Origin of the sequence: Thiomonas sp. FB-Cd (assembly GCF_000733775.1) — a bacterium.
Taxonomy (GTDB): Bacteria; Pseudomonadota; Gammaproteobacteria; order Burkholderiales; family Burkholderiaceae_C; genus Thiomonas_A.
On record NZ_JPOE01000002.1, the window covers coordinates 1,295,745 to 1,315,048 of the forward strand.

The following is a 19,304-nucleotide window of genomic DNA, read 5'->3' on the forward strand; positions in this document are numbered from 1 at the left end:
ATTTCTCGACGAATCCGGCCACGATCCGCGCGCAATGCAGAACTCAGGCGCATCGTGGAGCGAGAACCGCACATTAATGCATATAGAAGCCGCCAGTCCCCACGAGACCAAGAAGTCCGATCACGATCAGATAAATGGCAACAATGTAATTCAACAGTCGCGGAACGACGAGGATAAGTACACCCGCAATCAGGGAAACGAGGGGGCCAATGCTCAAATGTAGGTTCATCATTAATCCTTTCTTCGATTGAATCAATCTCCCCGTTCTTCTTGACCTGGCCGCAAGGCCTGCAAGTCAACATGATCGGGTGCCGGGCTTTGCAACGTCATGAATCGGCTTTGCATCGCTGTGGCCGTTGCGCAGACATGTCAGTCGCTCCAAGCGGGCCAAGCAAGCCCGCGCGTGCCGTATCCATCACGACGCAATAGCCATCCGGCGACATGAAGCCGCAGGTTAATCTTGAACATGACGCCAGACAGTACGGTAACGCACACAGTGTTTCTGTCGATCCGGACCACTGACTTGCCGTCAAAGAAGGCGTCGCGCGGGCGGTTTTTTTTCTCCCACCGCGTTCCCGAAGCAGGGGCCCAACATCCCACGCCGTGGCGTACCGCGTCGGGTACGGCCTCCCCGGCGTGCCTTGATGTGCGCCAACGCACAGACGGCGAACGTGCGCAGGCGTACTCTGACTCGACTTTCCGCTTACGTTGCTGGCTCGCTGCCATCGGATCCTCGCAAAACCTGCCCAGCGTGCTTCACCAACCTTCGCCATGAGGCAGAATATATCGAGGACTTTATTCACAGAAAATAAATGGCAACGCAGAATCTCGGCGATTTCCTGGCTTGGTTCTGCTCTGGCCCTGGCGATGCTTGTCATCTATTTCCATATTCAATAATTTTCAGGGCACTCCATGAAAGGTGGCCCGCGATGAATCACCACGGCAACTGCATGGATAAAACTATCAAAGACCTCACGAGCCCCAACCGAAACAAAATCCGCTCATGATTCACAGCACTAGAATACCCTCACCTCCCAGCCAGCCTAAATCCGCAATCCATCAACTTGAGGCAGGCGCGCGGCTTTACGCTGATGGGCCTATGAAATAGGCATAGACTCTCATCATGAATTCGCACTTCACCGGCTTGCGATTGAGGCCGTTGAACCGTCGCCTATTTCAGTCGCAGTCCAAGAATGGGGAGTTTCCCGGGCATGACGTCGATACGTAAACCCGATATCGCAGCGGCGCGCGAGGACCATCGAACGCAGCGCATGTCCTCTGTCGATTTTCTTGATCCTTCGATCGAGTGGCGCCGGCTGTTTGCCGAATGCTGGGGCACGTTTCTTCTCGTCCTCGTTGCTGCCGGCGCAGGGGTTGTTGCGGCCCGCAGCCATGGCGCGGTCACCCTGCCCATGCAGGTGGTTGCTCCTGGCCTCATGGTCATGGCAATCATCTACTTCATGGGTACGGTCAGTGGCGCACACCTGAATCCCGCGGTGACCCTAGCCTTTGCCGTCCGGCGTAATTTCCCATGGCAGCGGGTGCCAGGGTACGTGCTAGCCCAATTGGCTGGCGGGGTAGCCGCAGCACTGTTTTTGCGTGCCATGTTCGGAACCGCCGGAGCGCTGGGCGCAACCCTGCCTGGAAGCGGTATCAGCAGTATGCAGGCGCTCGCCATGGAGACGGTCTTGACCACCGGGTTGGTGAATACCATTCTTGGCACGGCCTCGGGAGCCCGCAACATCGGCACAAACGGTGCCCTTGCCGTTGGGGGATACATCGCGTTGGCGGGGCTTTGGGCTGCGCCGATCAGTGGCGCATCGATGAACCCAGTGCGATCGCTGGCTCCGGACTTGGTGCGCGGCGATTTTGCGACAACGTGGATCTATATCGTCGGGCCCATCCTGGGGGCCCTGATCGGGGTCGCGTTCGAGGCCATTCTCAGGGGAAAACCCAGCGCCGCCGGAACGATGGCGGCGGAAGGCGATCTGGGCCTCGATGATGCGAAGTCCGGAACGCACGCGCCGTAGCGCTGCATGGCCTCTCATAAACCGAGCCATGCCGAATGCAGGGTTCGTGCGCGCCAGCAACCCAGGCCATGGAACGCCTGTCACGTTGAGCCGCTGTCACGATTGATGGACACGCTCCCTTTGCGCTTGCCTCGAAGTGAACCGGTCGCGCAAACGACTGTGCATCAAACCAAACCCTGCAACCCCACTCCGGCCTTTCGTCATGCCCATCTACCGCCACCACCTTGTCGAGGTTGAATTAAAAGCACTGAGGCCGACACAGATGACCGTAGGGATGGGGGAGGTTCGCCAGAAGTCGACACACTGGTGCACGCTCGACCCGCAGGAACGCAGTCATTACCTTTCCCGGCATTGGTTCCCGGCAGTGCGCGGACCGAAGTCGCGCTATTACATCATCGACCATCATCACCTGGGACTGGCTTTGATCCTGGAAAACGTGCAGAGTACCCAACTCGTCCTCATGCAAGACTTCGCGGCATTAAGTCAGCACGAGTTCTGGGTTGTCATGGACCATTACCAATGGGTGCATCCGTATGATCGGGACGGTCATCGATGTGATTTCAACCAACTTCCCAAAAAACTGACGGACCTGATCGACGACCCCTATCGCAGTCTTGCCGGGGTCGTCAAGAGTTCCGGTGGCTTTCCGAAGGATGGAGAGCCATTTGCCGAGTTCCTCTGGGCCGATTTCTTCCGGCGGCGAATTTCCGCACACATGCTCAAAACGGACCCGCAAGCCGCCATCTGCCGCGCCCAAGAACTCGCCCACGGCAAGGAGGCTTCGCACCTACCCGGATGGAGCGGTGTCAATGTTGAGGGCGAAGACGATTTGGACCCGGTGCCCAAAACATCCAAGGTGAGGCGCCCGCGCACCTAGTCATTCCGGCTGCGGCGATCGTTGCGCAGGCGATGGAGGCCACGTTCAGACCCCCCAGAGCATGCGCTTGGCCACGGCCGCGTTGCCTCAATGGCCGGCGCATCCGTGGCCGACAAGGAGCGCGGATGCGACTGTGCAAGTGGGCATGCGCGACGAATCACCATCAGACCGCCCGGAGTGCATGCAACATCGTGCGCCGCCGCACAGACGGCGACGCACGGAACCATTAGCCTTGCAAATCAAGTCCACAACGCTACCCAGGACAGGCGCAGGATCGCACCCGACAGTTGCACATGAATTTCCAAATATTCGAAACACAGCAAGACGGCGCATCGCAGCACGCACGGGATGCATGGCACCGTGCAGCGCGGGTCCGTGGCACGCTTGGCGATCTCCAGTCCAACCCGCCATTATTTGGCGAGATGGCTTTCATGCCGTCGTCGCCGACGAGCCTCGATCGCTTCGGCGGCGCTGACTTCTCAGGGGACGTGGCGAATCGGTCGCGCCCGAATGTTCACCGGCTTGATCGGTTGTCCAGCCTCACGCATTCTCTCGTGCGGGTTGCGTCGCACCGCCTTATTTTCCTTCGCGAACAAGGTGACCCACGATGATGAACCCACAAGCATTGGCAGCGGCTCCCGCGCAGCGCGCGAAATCCTTGCCGGCTGGCGCCGCAGAGGCCATGTCTCCTCAGCAGCTCGCATTCTTCAGGGAGCTGCTTCACGCCAAACGCGCCGCGCTGCTGCGGGCGGCACATGAGACCATGACCCATCTTCAGGAGTTCGAGGCAACCCCCGATGTATCGGATCGGGCGTCGTTGGAAGAAGACCATTTTCTCGAATTCAGGATCCGCGACCGTGAACGCAAGCACCTGCATGCCATCGATGAAGCACTGGCGCGCATCGACGACGGAAGCTATGGCATCTGTGAAGAAACAGGCGAGATGATCGGGATTGCACGGCTCCTGGTGCGCCCCACGGCAACGCTCTCGATCGAAGCGCAAGAGCACCAAGAGTCGATCCAAGGCATGCTGCCGGTCAAGCATCGGTCTTGACCAAGCAGCCAGCACGTACGCGTGTCGGTCGGTATCGAAGCCGCACTTTCAAGGAGTTTTCAGTGCTCAAGACCACGGTTTCACCCATGCGCAGTGCCCTTGTCGCGCTTGCCAGCGCGGCTGCTCTTTGGGCTTGCGCAGACGCAGCTCATGCCACATCCAGGGCAGACCCGGGCATCATCACCCACTTGTGCGGAGGGGTCGGCGCTGCGCATTTGAAGGCGTTAAAGGCGCAGGCCCATGCATTCAATCTGGGATTCTGGATGGTTGAGGGTCCGCACGGTGCCTATCTCGCTGATGTTCCGATTCAGATCAAGACGGGTGGCAGGATCATCGCCACTTTTACTGCGGAGGGACCGCTGTGTTACCTCAAGGTACCCGCGGGTGAATACACCATTGTCGGAAGCCACAAGAGTCAAACACGCGCCATCACGGCGCATTCGGGAAGCATGAACGACTATTTGCGTTGGTGACTCCACCTTGCACATCCGGCACCTGACCCCAAGCTCAAGGACACCCCTGGCCATGTACACAAAAATCCTCGTTCCCCTCGACTCAAGCAGTGCTGCGCAGATTGCAGCGGACCACGCGGTGGGTTTGGCGCGTGACCATCATGCGGCGGTGCGCTTCCTGACAGTGATCGACTTCAATAACTTCATCGGCGCTTATCCCAACATGATCGAGGTGATGAGCGATGGCGCGCGGCAAATGTTGGACGGGTGGATGGAAAGGGCGTCGCGGTCGGGGCTCGACGCAAGCACCGCAATCGGTGAAACCTGTCTCGACAATGCCAGTGTGGCCGCCGTCATCGCCGCGGATGCCAACACGTGGGGCGCCGATCTTATTGTCCTTGGCCGCGATGGGCACGAAAGTATGGCTCACCGAGTTTTGGGCGGCGTCGCCGACGGTGTGGCGCGGATGAGCGCAATTCGTGTATTGACCGTGCCCTCAAAAGACATCACGAACCCTTAGCGTCCGCCTGCCCGCCCCTTCCGTCCGGGCAGCCTGAATCGGCGTTCATCGCGCGGACTTGGTGTGATGTGGCGCTCAGTGCATGATCTCGGTGTAGGCCTGCCCGTCAGCGGCATAGCAGCTGCAGGCTGCGGCTTCGAGCTTGCCGCGGTTGAGCACCGTGAGTTCACCGCGGTGGTATTCGATCAACCCGGCGCGCTGCATGGCACTGGCTGCGACGGTGATGCCGACGCGGCGCACGCCAAGCATGTACGCCAGAGACTCATGCGTCACGTGGAAGCTGTCGGCGTGTGCGCGATCCTGGCTCATCAGCAGCCAACGCGCCAGGCGAGGACCGATCTTGTGAAAGCGCAAGCACGTTGCCGATGCGGTCAACTGGGCCATCAACACATGGATGTAATGGTGCAGGCAAAGTTGGAGTGCAGTACTGCGCGCCAACTCGCGTTGGAAGGGTAAGGTATCGATGCGCCATGCAGCTCCCGCGCCCTGCACAAGGGCCTGCAATGGCGCAGTCACCACACCGAGAACCAGCTGCGCCCCCAACATGCCTTCACGCCCGACCATTCCAACCTCCAGAGGAGGGGTGTCGTCGCGCCGTGTCAGCACTGAAATGAATCCATCCGTGGGAAAATAAACATGGAGCGTGCGCTCGCCGTGCATGGACAGTATTTCGGAAAACTTGAGTTCAACCAGCACACCGATGGACTGCAGGCGCAGGCGATCCTCGCGGGGAAGCAGTTCAATCAGGTGGTTTTCGGCGACGGCCAAAGGGTTCTCCGGAACATTGCGATCCCCTGCGATAAGGGGAGCGGACGAAGATCGCCTTGTCAGCCTTGGGCCGGGGCGGCAACGCATCGGTCAAGTCTGCGCGAACCGCATCGCCGTGTCTGTTTGCCAGCACGCATAGCCACTGGCACTTATTTAAAGCAGCCGGTCATACTCCCTCTTGACCACGGCGTAGCATTCGCAGGAGCGCTGCTCGAGACCTTGTCGATTCAGCACGGTGATGTGCCCTCGGGCGTAGCGAATCAAGCCCGCCTTCTGCAACTTGACTGCGGCCTCCGTCACGCCTTCCCGGCGTACGCCAAGCATGTTGGCGATCAACTCCTGCGTCATGATGAGTTCGCTGCCCTGCAGGCGGTCCAGGCTGAGCAGCAACAAGCGGCAGAGTTGCTGGTCCAGCGAGTGGTGGCGGTTACACACTGCGGTCTGCGTCATCTGCGTGATCAGCGCCTGCGTGTAGCGCAGAAGCAGAAGTCTCACGGGCCCCGATGTGTTGAATTCGTGCATCAGGGCTTGCGCCCTCACGCGAAATCCATACCCTGCGCATTGCACGACTCCGCGGCTGGGCGTGGACCCGCCCCCCATGAACAGCGGGATGCCGACGATGCCGTCGTTGCCGACCACGGCGATTTCAGCCGACGAACCGTCCTCGGTCACGTACAACAGCGAGACGATGGCCGTGGTGGGAAAATAGGCGTGGCTCAATGTTGCGCCCGATTCGTACAGGGCCTGGCCAAGCGACAATTCCACGCATTCCAGATGCGGCAGCCAGCGCTGGAGCTCGGCGTCTGGTAGCACGGCCAGGAGATGGTTCGCTCTGGGCTCCCGGGCATTGGCCCCCAAGAGCTTGCGCGGCTGATCCGGATGTGGACTGTCCATCAATGCATGGAATCCAGATCGCTTGAGCCGTCTCCGCCTTGGTCGACACCCGAGCGCCCACCCAGCGGCAGCTTCACGACGAATTGACTGCCAAGTCCGCTTCCGGCGCTGGCCGCTGTGATGTGTCCGCCATGGGCCTCGACCAAGGCGCGAACCACTGTAAGCCCGATGCCCATGCCAACGCCATTGAGTCCGGTGGTGTGGGTGTCTTGCACAAAAGGCTCGAAGATCCGGGGCAGTGCCAGTGCGGTGATGCCCACGCCGTTGTCGGATACCGTCAGGACGATTTGGTCATCTGCCGTGGTGACGCTCAGATCGATCTCGCCGCCGTCGGGCGTGTACTTGGAAGCGTTATCCAAGAGGTTGCCGAGAAGCTGGGTGAGGCGATTCGGGTCGCCATGCATCACCAAGGCACGCGAAGGCATCCGGACTTTGAGTCCCTGCAGGCGCGCATCCATGGCAGGTCGGCTGGCGTTGACCGCTTCATCGATGATGCTTGTCATGTCGACCATTTGACGCATGAGCGTCAGCTTGTTCATTTGGATTTTGGATATATCGTCCAATCTGTCGACCAATCGATTCATCTGGGTCAGTTGGTGCTCGATCATCGATTGCGCGCGCGGGAGGAGGGGCTCGTCTGTGCGGACCCGGCCCAGCATGGCCGTCGCCACACGGATGGGCGTCAACGGATCGCGCAGCTCATTCGCGACCACGGCCAGGAACTGGGACTGGCGGCGCTGCCCCTGTTCTGCAGCCTCCCGCAGTTCGTGCGCATCGAGCACAGCAAGGACCAGCTGTTCGTTCGCTTCCCGGAGTTGCAAATGTCTTTTCTCTTGCTCCTCGTGGGTCATAGTAATCGGCATCGCGGGGCGCTCTAGCGCGGCAAGGCGTGGTCGCTGCAGAATGCCTTCAGCGAATGCGTCACTGCCATAGAACTCAAAGCTTCCGACCCGCTGCGATTTCGCGCGATACATGGCCGCGTCTGCTCGAGCGATCAAGGTATCGGCATCCTCCGCGTCATCCGGATACAGGCTGATTCCAATACTCGCCGTCAATCGCAGCACATGCTCGCCCACGCGGCTTGGCATATCCAGAGTCGCGGTGATCTTTTGGGCGATCAAGGCTGCATCTGCAGGCGTGGCGATGTCGGTGAGCAGGATCAGGAACTCATCGCCTCCGTAGCGGCTCACCAGGTCCGTCTCGCGAATCGACGTCACCAGGCGGCTTGTGACCAGCTTGAGCACCTGATCCCCAGCCGCATGCCCGAGCGTGTCGTTGATTCGCTTGAAATTGTCGAAATCTAGGTACAGAACGGCCAGGCGAGTTCCATGCCGCTTCGCTTGGCCGATGGCATGCGCAAGCTGGTCGAGCATCCAGCCACGCCTGGGTAGCTGCGTTAGCGAGTCGAGCCCCGCCGCGTGCGAGACGGCTTCAAGCCGATGCATGGCCTCATCGGCTTGAACCTGGGCGCGGAGCGCGGCAAGCACCAGTTGTTCGTTGGCCTCGACGATCTTGGACTCGCGGGCGGCATCCGCACGACTTTCGGCCACAATCACGTCCTGCAGCAAGCGGTTCAACACCACGCGCGCGGCGTCGACCTGATCCTGCAACTGAACAAGCTCGCGCGCGGATTGTTCCGCTTCACGCGCGTTGGAGTCCGGTGGCTGATTCACAGCGGGTGGCAATTCAATTCGACGTTTCCGCCTTCGGGATTATCGGCTCATGGGGCATGCCCTCCGACTTGCGCGTGGGCCGCCCGCCAAGCAACCCTTCCTGGTCCGACAGCATTTCCCCGACATGGATGCCGTCACTATCGATGGTGAACTCGCGCAAGGCGTTGGAATGTGCGCTGGCCCGCACCTTGACGACTGCCATCGCACGCAATAAGCGGCTGTTGATCTCGATGTAACGCTGCACGATAATGGCGTCTGTCAGGAATGCCGCCCCATAGGGGCTGAAGCGCAGATCGGTATAGCGGTCTTCCAGTTCGGAGGTCATCAGCACGGTGACGCCGGCGCCGGTCAATGTGGTGACCAGACGCATAAGGGATTCACGAAAATCCTCCTGAAATGTGGGCGCCAGCGCGAGCTCGAAACCCGAAAGTGAATCGATCACGACACGGCTTGCCTTCAGTCGCTGGATTTCGCGCATCAGCAGCACGATGATTTCATCGATCGAGAGATCGGACGCCCGACTGTCCACCAAGCCCACGCGATCGCTCTCGATGAGATCGATGAGCACGCGGTTCCGGGATCGATTCGGGTGCTGCTCGAAGGCGGCGATGACGCCCGTCTCGCCGCGCGCTACGCCTTCGGCCAGGAACGCCGAGGCGAGAATGCTTTTTCCCGAACCCGAAGGACCGGCGACCAGCAGCGAATACCCGCGCGGCAGGCCGCCGCCCAGCATGTCATCCAGGCCCGGGACTCCGATATTCAGGCGTGAAGTTGACGGCGGCGAGGCCGCCACGGCGCCGCCCTCGAGCGTCAGACTGGACGATGCGAAGACGTCGATGCCCGAGCTGCTGATCCGAAACGTGTGCAGACCAGGGCGTGTGGCCTGGCCGCGCATTTTCATGATCTCCATCTTGCGAACCATGGAGTTGCGCTGCACGCTCTGGCGTAGCCAGATGAGTCCATCGGCGACGGTGAACACCGGGTTTGCGTCGGACTCCGTGAAGTATTCGCCGATCAAGAAGGTCGTGGCCTGCCAACTTGTCATCAGCATGCCAAGTTGCTGGACGAATTGCTGCAGGCTATTGTGCGGGCTCCGTGCGGCTTTATTGGCAAGCACGACGGAACGGAATGAATCCACGAAGACGAGGGCCGGGCTGTGCGTTTCGACCTCGGCAACGATACGCCGCAGGACATGGTCGAGATCGCCCGCCATGGCGTCGTCGGAGAGGTTGAAGAAGTACACCCCACGATTGATCAGCGTGTTGTCGAAGAACGTGAACAACTGCTGGTAGCGCAGCATTTTCAGCGGGGGCTCGCCCAGCACCGTGAAATACAGCGCTGGGCGCTCGGGCGTGGCCAACGCGAACATCATCTGGTGGGCCAGCGTCGTTTTGCCGCAGCCTGGAGGGCCTGCAATGAGGTTGAACGAGAACTCTGGTAGCCCTCCGCCCAACACATCGTCCAAGCCGGGGACGCCGGTGGACAAACGATTGATCGTCACTTTGCTCGTCATGGCTGTGTGTCCTGCTCAGGCGGTTCGCTCAAGAAGTTGATCCGTATCGAGTGCAATACACGCCTGGTCAACGCGGCTCCGATCAGGCTGGAGAGCAGCGCATAGAACGTGTGCAGCATGGCCGCGCCACCCGCCGCGGCATTGGCACCGCTTTGCCCTTTGAGCGCCGATCTCAACGCGTCCAGACCCATCGCCGCAGGCTGGGTGCGGCTATGGGCAGTCATCAACCAAGGATGCGCTGTACTGGTGAGATAGAGACTGCGCTGGTACAGAGCGTCAACCCCGCCCTTGCCGATGATGGGGTTCAGGCTGGCCGCAATCTCCTGCCAAATCGAAACCACCGCGCTGGCGATTTGCGCAGGATCCGCATCGACGCCCCCTCGCCGCATCAGATTGGCTTCGATTTGCAGCTGCTCATGCGTTTCCATAGGTCGTGCTGTGCGCTGGAATGGTTTTGACGGCTGTCGGTCCGCAGCAAAACTTTGGGCAGTGCCTCGGCCGTCCGGCGAAATGACGTTGATATTTTTGGGCATCTAGCTCGCATGACCGACAGATGCCGGAAATCGTTGGGCATATCGTTTGCGACAGTATGCGCAGCATAGGCCGATATGGCTCCACTTTTTGGAAGCGAGCGCATAATTTTTTGGCGCAACCAAGCCGCTCGACGCGTGACGTGGCGGCAATGCACCCATCGCCTTGGGCGGGTGGCATGCACCGTTCGCATTACAGCAACGCACCACCTCCCCCTACTCTGTGCTCACTGGGCCTGCGGCACAACAACGACAGTGCTGCCCCCGGTGCCAGCTTTGCCCTTGGCACCCGTTGCCCCGGTATCGCCCGTGTTTCCCGTATCGCCAGTGGCACCGGTATCACCTGTTGCGCCCACGGTTCCTTGATTGCCAGTTTTGCCTTGCATGCCAGTGTCACCCGTATCGCCGGTATTCCCCTGGTTGCCGGGCGCGCCCTTGGCCCCCGTATAGCCCGTGTTGCCAGTGTTGCCTTGATTGCCTTGCGGCCCCATTGGGCCCGTGCACGCACCAAGCGCGAACGATGCCAACAGCAGTACGGCAGGTATTGAATAGTTCATGATTGATCCCTTGTCAAAACACAGCCAAGACGGCCATATGGACACTATGGCAGCGCATGTCCGGTGCGTCTGTACGCTGTCGTACGTTGGCTGGATGATGCGGGTGCCGCCTTGGCCAATCGGTGGCTACAGAAGGTGCGGCTACTGAGTCTTGCCATCCGCCGCCAGGAACAGGCATTGCGTCCGTTCTCGCAGCGCGCGCCCGTGCGTTGGCCAACCGTCTCGAGTGCGTCGCGTCCTTGGCGTATCACGTTTCCACCGCGAGCCTCGGCTCGCCAGTTCTCGCGCGGGGAACCCGCTGGCCGACATGGCTGGTTGCCGAAAACGCTCACTGCTGCTGATCGCCCTTCGCCGCGTTTTGCACGCTGTGGCCCGCCTTTTCGATTTGCTGCCCAGCCTTCGCCGCACCTTGATCGATTTCCTTGCCGGCCTTCTCGGCTGGGCCTTCTGGCTTTTGGCAACCGTACAGCGTGGCACTCAAGACGCTCACGGCAAAGGCGAGGCCGAGGATCGCCGGCAATTTGGTCATCCGCATCGGGCTATCTCGCATGTTTGCCTCCTGCAGTTGTCCATTCAATTGGAACGTGCCGCTGTTCCGATAAATGCGCTGCGGCCCCCACACGCGGCATCGGCGCGAAACCGCTGCTTGCCAGACCCTTCATCATTTGCTCACTTCATGGCCAATGATCCCGCCCACGGCTGCGCCACCGACCGTGCCGATGCCGCTGCCACCCGACAAGACTGCGCCGCCCACGGCGCCGACGCCCGCTCCGATGGCCGTGTTTTTGTCTTGCGACGACATACCGGCGCAGCCACCCAAGGCCAGCAGCACAATTGCAGCGGCGGCAGTGGGAATGAACCTTTGCTTGATTTTCATGAAACCACCTCGTGATTCAGGTTATGGAAATACCGGGCTATCCGCCCGGCGCGAAAATTAATGTCTTGACCAAATGCCTCCTTGCCGCGTCCCGACATAACCGCTCTGGCAGTCGGATTACTTTAGACTCATCTCGTCTTTCACCGTTTTGACGCCGCCGACGCCTCGAGCAACTTCAACGGCCTTGAGTTCGTCGGCGCGCGAGCGCACGAAGCCGCTGAGTTGCACGACCCCCTTGAAAGTCTCGACATTGATTTCAGCAACCTTGAGATCAGCATCTGCAAAGATGGCCGCCTTGACTTTGGCCGTGATGGCACTGTCATCGAAATATTGACCCGTGCCTTCCTGTTTGGGCGTCGAGGCACATCCGACCATGCTGACGACGGAAACTGCCAGCAAGATCGCATAGAGAGGTTTGATTAATCGCATATAAATCCTTGATCAATAAGTCGATCGGCCGCAGCCAATCTCGCTGCAAAGCCAGAGAAACAAAAATATTTTCGGAAGACCGGAACCTTCTTTACATCCGACCCGTAAGGAAAAGAACAATCACGATGATGAGTAAAAATCCGAGAATTCCACTTGGAAAATATCCCCAACTTCTGCTATGGGGCCAAGTCGGCAAAACGCCAACCAACATTAAAACAAGAATGATTAAAAGCAGTGCGCCTAAAGACATGGTCGAACTCCAAGTAGATCGCCAAACAGGTTTTGATGGCCATGGATGCGGATAACGAGAAAACGCATTGCATGGACCAGTGGCGCTTCAAGATCGAAGCACAGCAACCCCCGGTCCTGCCTTGCCGTCACGAGAAGCAAAATATCTCGTTACAACTGATCCGTCTGTACGCTGTCGCACATCACTTTCCAGGCGCCCCGCCAGGGAATCGGTGCCCAGTGCGTATCGAGGGATCGGATTTCGGGCTTTGCTTTGTCGCGCTCGCCCGATGCCGCGGCCAACACCGATATTGGCGGCCTGCAAGCCCAACGCGAAGCTCATCGCCCACAGCGTCGTCAAGGCCAGCGTTGCCTCTCCTGCACTGGTGACGCACCGGAGTTGGTGTTCGGTTGTTCGCGCATCCTCCCGCACCTGCGGCCTATGACGCGGCGCAAGGCGTTTCCGAAAGCAGAAGAGGTCGCCGGATGGTGCCCAGTTGCTTGCGCAGCGGCCCAAGGCGATCGAGAAGGATCGCCCGGCCGCGCCGGCGCGGCTCGCGGCGCCCCGGAGAACCGGCCGCGTGGCCGGCTCCTGTCAAGGCGCCAAGGCGCAGTTTTACCTGGGGTCGTTGATAACGCCGCAAACCACGGCACGCGTCAGACCGTGGCGCATCCATGCACGTGGATGGCCAGCATCGGTATCGAGTTGTACAAACTTCTGCGCAGCCAGCCCTATCTCCGCTTGCTGCGCGCCCACAGCAATGCCTCAATCGTCAGCTCCGGGCGCTGGGGTGGCTGGCCGCCCTCAACGTCGCGCTCAGCCGCCTGTCGATGGCCCCCGGCGTTGTGCATTTCGGCTACGGCTTTGCGGTGGCCCTGCTGCTGACCCTCCTGGTGGGTTTGATGCTCGTGCAACGCCTGTTTCGCCGCCTCGAATACCAGACCTTCATGCTCCCAGGGACACGGATCGCGGATCCATAAAGGCTGGTGCGTCCGTCTTCGCGCCCCACCCGCGTGCATGTCAGTGTTTGTGCCGGTGATGGATATCTGGGTAATGCAAATGAGTGTGCGTCAGCGCTTGGTGACGATGGGGATGCGCGTGCGGTTGCGCGCCATCCCAGACGAAATCATGCGCATGCTGGTGGTGCTCGTCGTGCCAGTGACGATGAGCATGCTCCAGCGGCTCGTGCGTGTGTTCATGCGCATGCCGCTCCCTGATGTGGAGCCAGACGCCCAGTGCCATGAGTAGTGCCGCCGCCCAGAATAGGGCTGAGGGCATACGTGGCCACAGGGCCAGCGAAATGACGACCCCGAAAAGCGGCGCCACTGCAAAATAGGCTCCCGTGCGCGCAGTACCAAGCGTGCGCAGTCCGACAACGAAAAGGGTCAGGCTCACGCCATAGCCGAGAAACCCCACCAGCATGCTGCTCGCCATGGCCGGCAGGCCCGGCATTGAGGCGCCTGCGGCCAAAGCCAAGCCCGTGTTGCAGGCCCCTGCCAAGAGGCCCTTCAAGCACGCCACCAGCATCGCATCATTCGTCGACACCTTGCGCGTCAGGTTGTTATCGATGGCCCAAGCCAGACACGCACCGACGATGAGCAGGGAGCCCGGCGATAGCTTCGCTCCACCGGGCTCCCAGGAAAGCAAGAGTCCACCGGCAACGATGGCACCCATGCCGAGGACGATTTGCCGATCCGTGTTCTCTTTAAATACAAGCCACGCCATGGCGGCCGTGAGCACGCCCTCGACGTTGAGCAGCAGTGATGCCGTTGCGCCATCGATTTGCGTCAACGCCCACATCAGCAGCGCCGGGGCAATGACCCCGCCGAACACGATGGCACCAAGCAGCCATGGCATCTCGCGCGCGGGAATGCGCAGCTCTCCAGCGGCCTCAGCGCCGCGAATCCTCCGCAAAGCCAACAGCAACCCCAAACCAAGCCCGCTGCCGAGATACAGCAAACCAGCCAGCAGCAAAGGTGGCACATCGCCCACGAGCAACTTCGCGAGTGGTGTGCTCGCGCCGAACAGGAGTGCGGCGCCGAGTGCCGGGGCGGCTGAACGCAGAGACATGGTGAAGCAGAAGCGCCTGGGAGCGCAATCGTTGAAGGTTTCCCGCATTGTCTCTGATCGCAGAAGCTTCAAAGCGGCCGCGACGAGGCCGAGGCCATGCATGGAGCGCGTCGCCCAACGACCTGACTGAAGTCCACGGCACGACGCAAACGCCAAGATTGCCGGGCCTTCACGGCAAGCGTGGGCCGATGCGCTGGCGCCGTCTCGGCTCTTGGCCGGATGCACGGCAAGCTCCTGCGCTTGAGGGATGCCGCGTGGGTCTTCGCCGAATGCCGCGCACGCGATGCTCCCAAAGAGCGGCTGTTGAGCCACGCGGTCACCGTGTCCTTGGCCGAGGGCCCGCATCATTCAAGTGCCTCGGGCGTGACCGATTTCACACTTTCGCCATTTTTTCCGGACAGCGTGGGTGGCGGCGCCCGCGCGTTTCGGCCAGAATGGGTCTAGTCATTCAATCCACTCCTGCAGCGCCTGCGTCCGATGTTTCCATCGAAATTTTGGACGCTCGGCACCGCAGCATTCCGAACAACCAGCAAGACTGTCATTGGCGAGGCCCATGATGCAAATTCTGATGGAGTTCCTGCAACTCACTGCCGATGAAGTGCAGGCCTTGGTGGCGTGCGCGCCACAATTGCTCAGCAGGCTGGACGCGTTTGCGAAGACCTTTGCTGAGCAAATCCAAGCGCAGGCCGACGACGAGGGTGCATTGGCTGGGCTCAGCAAGGATCAGCGCCTCGAGCTGGCAACCATGCAGACCGATCATTACCGCGAACTGCTGGCCTCGGAGTACACGCAGCAACTGCAGCACCGCATGGTGGAGATCGGGGCGTTGTACTACCGCTGGGGTCTGCCACCCATGTGGATCATGACCACGTCGTCGCTGTTTGCCGCCGAGTTCGAGACGTTTGCCGCCGATCTGTCGCTGGCTCAACGCCGCCCGCTCATGGGCGCCTTGTACAAGCGCTTGCGCCGCGACGAGGCCTGGCAGATGGAAGGCTATCGACAGGCGGCCGAACGCGTGCGACGCCAGCTTGAACGAAGCCCCTTGCGCGACGCCCTGACCGGCTCGCTCAACGGCGATGCACTCCAGGAAATGCTGCCCAGCGCCCTGGCTCGCGCGCGTCGGCATGGCAGCAAGGTCTTGGTGGGATTGCTGGAATTCGATGACTTCAGCGCCCTGACCGCGGCGCAGGGCAACGCGGTGGGAGATGCCGTGCTACAGCAACTTGCCGACCGGCTGCGCAATGCACTGCGCAAAACCGATCTTGTGGTGCGACTCGAAGGTGACCGCTTTGCCGTGGTGCTCGAAGATATTTACCGCATCGAGGCCGTCGCGCCCCTGCTTGAGCGCCTGCAGATGGACCTGAACCTGCCCTACACGCTGTCGGATACGGTGCTGTGGCAATGTCCGCTGAGCATCGGCATCACGGTGTTCCCCGATGACAACGTCGACGCGCCGGAGTTGTTGCGCCATGCCCAGCAGGCCATGCACAACGCCCGCACCAGCAAGTCCCACCGCGAGTGCTTCTGGTCCTTCTATGGCCGCGAAGTCGATGCGCTGATGGCTGCGGCCTAAGGACGCGAGCATTGAGGCCCACCATTCCGGACGCCCTGCTGGCGCAGGCGTTGAATGCGATATCCGAGGCATCGCTGATCACGGATGCGCAGCAGCTTGTGCTGCATGCCAACGCGGCCTTCACGGAGGTCACGGGTTATGCCGCCGATGAGATTGTGGGGCGCGATTGCCGCCTGCTGCAAGGCTCTCAGACCGACCCCACCACGGTGCGGCAGATTCGCCAGGCGCTTGAGCAGGGCAAGACCTTCCGCGGTGAAATTCTCAACTATCGCAAGAATGGTTCGCCATTCTGGAACGCGCTCACGATCACCCCCATGCTGGACGCGTCGGCGCAGGTGACGCACTTCGTCAGTGTGCAGCGCGATGTCACGCAGCAGCGCATGTTGCGCGACCAATTGCACCACCAGGCCTGGCACGACCCGTTGACGGGTCTGCCCAATCGCCTCGGATTGTCCCAGCATGTCGGCGATGCCATCGCGCGTGCCCAGCGCAACCACACGGCGCTGGCCATGGGCATGATCGACCTGGACGATTTCAAGTCCATCAACGACAACTGGGGCCACCTGGCTGGCGACGCGCTGCTGCGCGAGCTGGCCCGCCGTCTTCAAAGCCGCCTGCGCGCGACCGACTATCTCGCCAGGCTCGGTGGCGATGAACTCGTCATCGTGTTGGAGGGCCTGGATGCGGGACGCACCACGGATGAGCTCACCGCCCTGGCCCATCGTCTTCACGCCGCCGTGGAGTCCGCCTTTGAGGTCACGCCCGGGCAGTTCGCGGAAGTCGACATGCGCATGGGTGTGGCCCTGTATCCCAGTCATGGCGACGAGCCGGATCATCTCTTGCGTCTGGCCGATGCGGCGCTGTATCAGGCCAAGGCGCACAAACACGACGGTTCCCGGTGGTGGCGCGCCTGGGGCGAATCCGAGCCGCTGGATGCGGCACTGTCCGTGCACGACTCCGGGCTCGACCCCTACGGCTGGCAGGCGTCGGCGCTGCTGGAAGAGATCCGCTTGCCGCTGCACAAGGTGGTCACGCAGTTCGTCAAGCGGTTTTATGCGGGCATGCGCCAGCGCAGCGAACCCTCGGCGGTGTTGAATCAGCTCAGTGCTCAAGAACACGCCCATCTGCAGGCATCGCAGGGCGAGCACCTCTTGCAGCTGCTCGCCCCGGCCGTGCTGGAGGCCGACCACCGCAGCAAGGCCCTGCAGCTCGGTCGCATCCATGCCCTCGTGGGGCTGGGGTCCAGCGAGGCGGTCCTGGCCATGCAGGATTACTCCAGCTTGCTGCACGGCATGGTCCAGGCGCTTGCCTGGCGCGTGGAACGGCGGGGCGCACTCTTCGGGGTCATCAACGAGCGTCTCAAGCGCGAAATGCAGTGGGAGCTCGAGGGCATGAATCGGGTTGACCAGTCCCGCCGATCGGCGCCCGCGTTGATGGAGTCGCAAGCAGACACATGGACCAAGGCGGGCGACTTCATTGACTCGGCCCTGTCGGCGATCTTTCAACAGCCCGAAGGGATTCAAGGCATCGCCTACCTGGAGCCGAGCAGCGAAGATGACATCGTTGTGCGCTGCTCAATCGGCTGCTCGCCGGCGTACTTTGCCGACCTGACCAACGCCGGGGTCGAGCTCACCTTTCATGCAGCGAATCCAACCCTGAATCAGACCAGCGTGGTCAGCGCCTGGCTCAGCGGCGAAATCGCTACCCGGACCAACTACGCGCTGCATCCGGGATTGAGCACCATTCAGCCCATCGCGCTGCGGCACGGCATTCGCAGTTCGGCCTCCATCCCGCTGTCGGGCAAAGCCGGCAATCCAGCGGCCGTTCTCACGCTGTTTGGCGCCTACCCCAACCAGTTCGAGTCGTGGTCCGCCCAGCTCTGGTTGCGCTCGCTGCAGCAGATCTTTCAGCGCCATGTGGCGCAGGGTCAAGGTTCACCCAAGATCGCGCAGTCGCGTGAGGACCGCGAGCGCTATCGCCGCCTGCTGCACGGGGACGGGTTGCGCATGCACATGCAGCCCATTGTCGACTTGTATACGGGGCGCTTCGTCAAGGTCGAGGCCCTTGCGCGCCTGGACGATGCCGGCGAGCTGATCTCGCCCCTTCGCTTTCTGCAAGCCTGTGGTGAGCAGGACCTGGCGTGGCTGTTTCGCACCGGCCTGGCCCAGGCTTTGCGCTGGCTGCGAACCTGGGAAGATGCCGGCTTGATCCTCGATTTGAGCATCAACCTGCCGCCATCGGTGCTCATCATGCCCGAATGTCCATCCTGGGTCCAGCAGGCGCTGCATGCAGCCCAGGTCGTGCCGCAGCGGCTCACCCTGGAGCTTCTGGAGTCCGAAGAGAGCGCAGACATCAACCGGCGTGATGCAAGCGTTGCAGAGCTTGCAAACCTCGGCGTGAACTTGGCCATGGATGACCTGGGCTCCGGCTACAGCAGCCTTCAGCGCCTGCAGGCGCTACCCTTTCACGCCGTCAAGATTGACCAGTACCCGGTGCGCCACGCGGTGGAGTCACCGGAGAAGTCCATCCCCTTTCTCGGCGCGCTGGTGCGCATGGCTCAAGGCATGGGCATACGCGTTGCCATGGAGGGCCTGGAGACGCCCGAACTCGTTGAAATGGCCACCGCCCTGGGTGTGGATTGGGGACAAGGCTATGCAATCGCCAAGCCGATGCCGCCGCAAAGTGTGGTGGATTGGGCGGCCCAGTGGACCTGGAGTCTCAACCCGGACAAACCGCGGCATGCGATGGGACAGCGCGCCAGGGCGTTCAGCCGCGAATCCCTGGCGCTTGATTGGAAGCGGGCCATCGAAACCCATCAGCGCTGGTGGCAGGACTTTGAGAGCAGCCTGTTCGAGGCGGGCAAACCGCTTGAGTGGCAAATCGCCTGCCGTGACGACAAATGCCACCTCGGGCGCTGGCTGTACCGGCACCGCAAGACGTGCGGCGTGGAGCAGCGTCCCCTGTTCGATCGCGTGGTGGCCGAGCATGCGCGGTTTCACACAATGGCTGGCCACCTGTTGCGCCGTGTGCAAGAAGGCGAGGACCGGCAGTCCGTCATGCTTGCGTTGCGTCACGGCGCCCTCCCCGAGGTGTCCGCGCGCCTGATCGGATTGCTGCAGGAACTCGGCGGTCTGGTGCCTGATGAAGCGGCCGATGCCGGCGGCACTGCGCCGCATGCGAACCTGGCGGCCCCCCTGGAGGCGCGCTCGCTCAGCACGGCATCGTCGTGATGGCTCGCCGTTGTCGCCTCCATTCGTT

The 19,304-nt window shown here is 61.3% G+C and carries 20 protein-coding genes; 8 read left to right on the forward strand and 12 right to left on the reverse strand.

Annotated elements, in window-relative coordinates; all coding sequences use genetic code 11:
• Positions 1-73: 73 nt before the first annotated feature.
• On the reverse strand, positions 74-229 hold the full coding sequence (locus CD04_RS23040) for a DUF3096 domain-containing protein (protein WP_081857979.1): 156 nt from the start codon (positions 227-229) through the stop codon (positions 74-76).
• A gap of 982 nt (positions 230-1,211) precedes the next feature.
• On the opposite strand from CD04_RS23040, the gene CD04_RS0106270 reads away from it, so the two are divergent.
• From CD04_RS0106270 to CD04_RS0106295, 5 genes are all read left to right on the forward strand, one after another.
• Positions 1,212-2,030, forward strand: coding sequence for an MIP/aquaporin family protein (locus CD04_RS0106270; protein ID WP_038167537.1), 819 nt, complete (start codon positions 1,212-1,214; stop codon positions 2,028-2,030).
• 202 nt (positions 2,031-2,232) lie between these two features.
• Positions 2,233-2,907, forward strand: coding sequence for a ParB-like protein (locus CD04_RS0106275; RefSeq protein ID WP_081857824.1), 675 nt, complete (start codon positions 2,233-2,235; stop codon positions 2,905-2,907).
• A 610-nt stretch (positions 2,908-3,517) separates the two neighbouring features.
• Positions 3,518-3,961, forward strand: coding sequence for an RNA polymerase-binding protein DksA (gene dksA / locus CD04_RS0106285; RefSeq protein WP_031405113.1), 444 nt, complete (start codon positions 3,518-3,520; stop codon positions 3,959-3,961).
• A gap of 62 nt (positions 3,962-4,023) precedes the next feature.
• On the forward strand, positions 4,024-4,434 hold the full coding sequence (locus CD04_RS22510) for a hypothetical protein (protein ID WP_156030130.1): 411 nt from the start codon (positions 4,024-4,026) through the stop codon (positions 4,432-4,434).
• A gap of 7 nt (positions 4,435-4,441) precedes the next feature.
• A complete protein-coding gene (locus CD04_RS0106295; protein ID WP_156030132.1) occupies positions 4,442-4,933 on the forward strand; it encodes a universal stress protein in 492 nt (163 codons plus the stop codon).
• 75 nt (positions 4,934-5,008) lie between these two features.
• Here CD04_RS0106295 and CD04_RS0106300 read toward each other — a convergent pair whose 3' ends face one another.
• The 10 genes from CD04_RS0106300 to CD04_RS23045 all read right to left on the reverse strand — a co-directional run bounded on the left by CD04_RS0106300 (position 5,009) and on the right by CD04_RS23045 (position 12,424).
• Complete coding sequence (locus CD04_RS0106300) at positions 5,009-5,701, reverse strand: Crp/Fnr family transcriptional regulator (RefSeq protein ID WP_031405119.1); 693 nt, start codon at positions 5,699-5,701, stop codon at positions 5,009-5,011.
• A 153-nt stretch (positions 5,702-5,854) separates the two neighbouring features.
• The gene (locus tag CD04_RS0106305; RefSeq protein ID WP_081857826.1) at positions 5,855-6,595 is read right to left on the reverse strand and encodes a Crp/Fnr family transcriptional regulator; all 741 of its coding nucleotides are present in this window, start codon (positions 6,593-6,595) and stop codon (positions 5,855-5,857) included.
• The gene (locus CD04_RS21500; protein ID WP_156030134.1) at positions 6,595-8,268 is read right to left on the reverse strand and encodes a diguanylate cyclase domain-containing protein; all 1,674 of its coding nucleotides are present in this window, start codon (positions 8,266-8,268) and stop codon (positions 6,595-6,597) included. Before CD04_RS21500 ends, CD04_RS0106305 begins: the two co-directional genes overlap by 1 nt.
• 13 nt (positions 8,269-8,281) lie before the next feature.
• Complete coding sequence (locus CD04_RS0106315) at positions 8,282-9,781, reverse strand: ATPase domain-containing protein (protein ID WP_031405124.1); 1,500 nt, start codon at positions 9,779-9,781, stop codon at positions 8,282-8,284.
• Positions 9,778-10,209 (reverse strand): hypothetical protein, encoded by a 432-nt coding sequence (locus tag CD04_RS0106320; RefSeq protein ID WP_051848985.1) that lies wholly within the window; start codon positions 10,207-10,209, stop codon positions 9,778-9,780. The genes CD04_RS0106315 and CD04_RS0106320 overlap by 4 nt, the downstream gene beginning before the upstream one ends.
• Before the next feature lie 329 nt (positions 10,210-10,538).
• A complete protein-coding gene (locus tag CD04_RS25095) occupies positions 10,539-10,868 on the reverse strand; it encodes a collagen-like protein (RefSeq protein ID WP_031405128.1) in 330 nt (109 codons plus the stop codon).
• 328 nt (positions 10,869-11,196) lie between these two features.
• Positions 11,197-11,418 carry a hypothetical protein gene (locus tag CD04_RS0106330; RefSeq protein ID WP_231480488.1) on the reverse strand — a complete coding sequence of 74 codons (222 nt, stop codon included), beginning with the start codon at positions 11,416-11,418 and terminating at the stop codon, positions 11,197-11,199.
• A gap of 111 nt (positions 11,419-11,529) precedes the next feature.
• The gene (locus tag CD04_RS0106335; RefSeq protein ID WP_031405132.1) at positions 11,530-11,745 is read right to left on the reverse strand and encodes a glycine zipper 2TM domain-containing protein; all 216 of its coding nucleotides are present in this window, start codon (positions 11,743-11,745) and stop codon (positions 11,530-11,532) included.
• Between the two features lie 117 nt (positions 11,746-11,862).
• Complete coding sequence (locus CD04_RS0106340; protein ID WP_031405134.1) at positions 11,863-12,174, reverse strand: BON domain-containing protein; 312 nt, start codon at positions 12,172-12,174, stop codon at positions 11,863-11,865.
• 91 nt (positions 12,175-12,265) lie between these two features.
• Complete coding sequence (locus CD04_RS23045; RefSeq protein ID WP_081857827.1) at positions 12,266-12,424, reverse strand: DUF3309 domain-containing protein; 159 nt, start codon at positions 12,422-12,424, stop codon at positions 12,266-12,268.
• 653 nt (positions 12,425-13,077) lie between these two features.
• Here CD04_RS23045 and pelG point away from each other — a divergent pair.
• A complete protein-coding gene (gene pelG / locus CD04_RS24465) occupies positions 13,078-13,383 on the forward strand; it encodes an exopolysaccharide Pel transporter PelG (protein WP_031405136.1) in 306 nt (101 codons plus the stop codon).
• A gap of 40 nt (positions 13,384-13,423) precedes the next feature.
• On the opposite strand, the gene CD04_RS0106350 is transcribed toward pelG, so the two are convergent.
• A complete protein-coding gene (locus CD04_RS0106350; protein WP_031405138.1) occupies positions 13,424-14,473 on the reverse strand; it encodes a DMT family transporter in 1,050 nt (349 codons plus the stop codon).
• Positions 14,474-15,026: 553 nt separating this feature from the next.
• On the opposite strand from CD04_RS0106350, the gene CD04_RS23630 reads away from it, so the two are divergent.
• The gene (locus tag CD04_RS23630; RefSeq protein WP_031405142.1) at positions 15,027-16,046 is read left to right on the forward strand and encodes a GGDEF domain-containing protein; all 1,020 of its coding nucleotides are present in this window, start codon (positions 15,027-15,029) and stop codon (positions 16,044-16,046) included.
• Positions 16,047-16,057: 11 nt separating this feature from the next.
• The gene (locus CD04_RS0106365; protein WP_051848986.1) at positions 16,058-19,276 is read left to right on the forward strand and encodes an EAL domain-containing protein; all 3,219 of its coding nucleotides are present in this window, start codon (positions 16,058-16,060) and stop codon (positions 19,274-19,276) included.
• Positions 19,277-19,304: the final 28 nt, after the last annotated feature.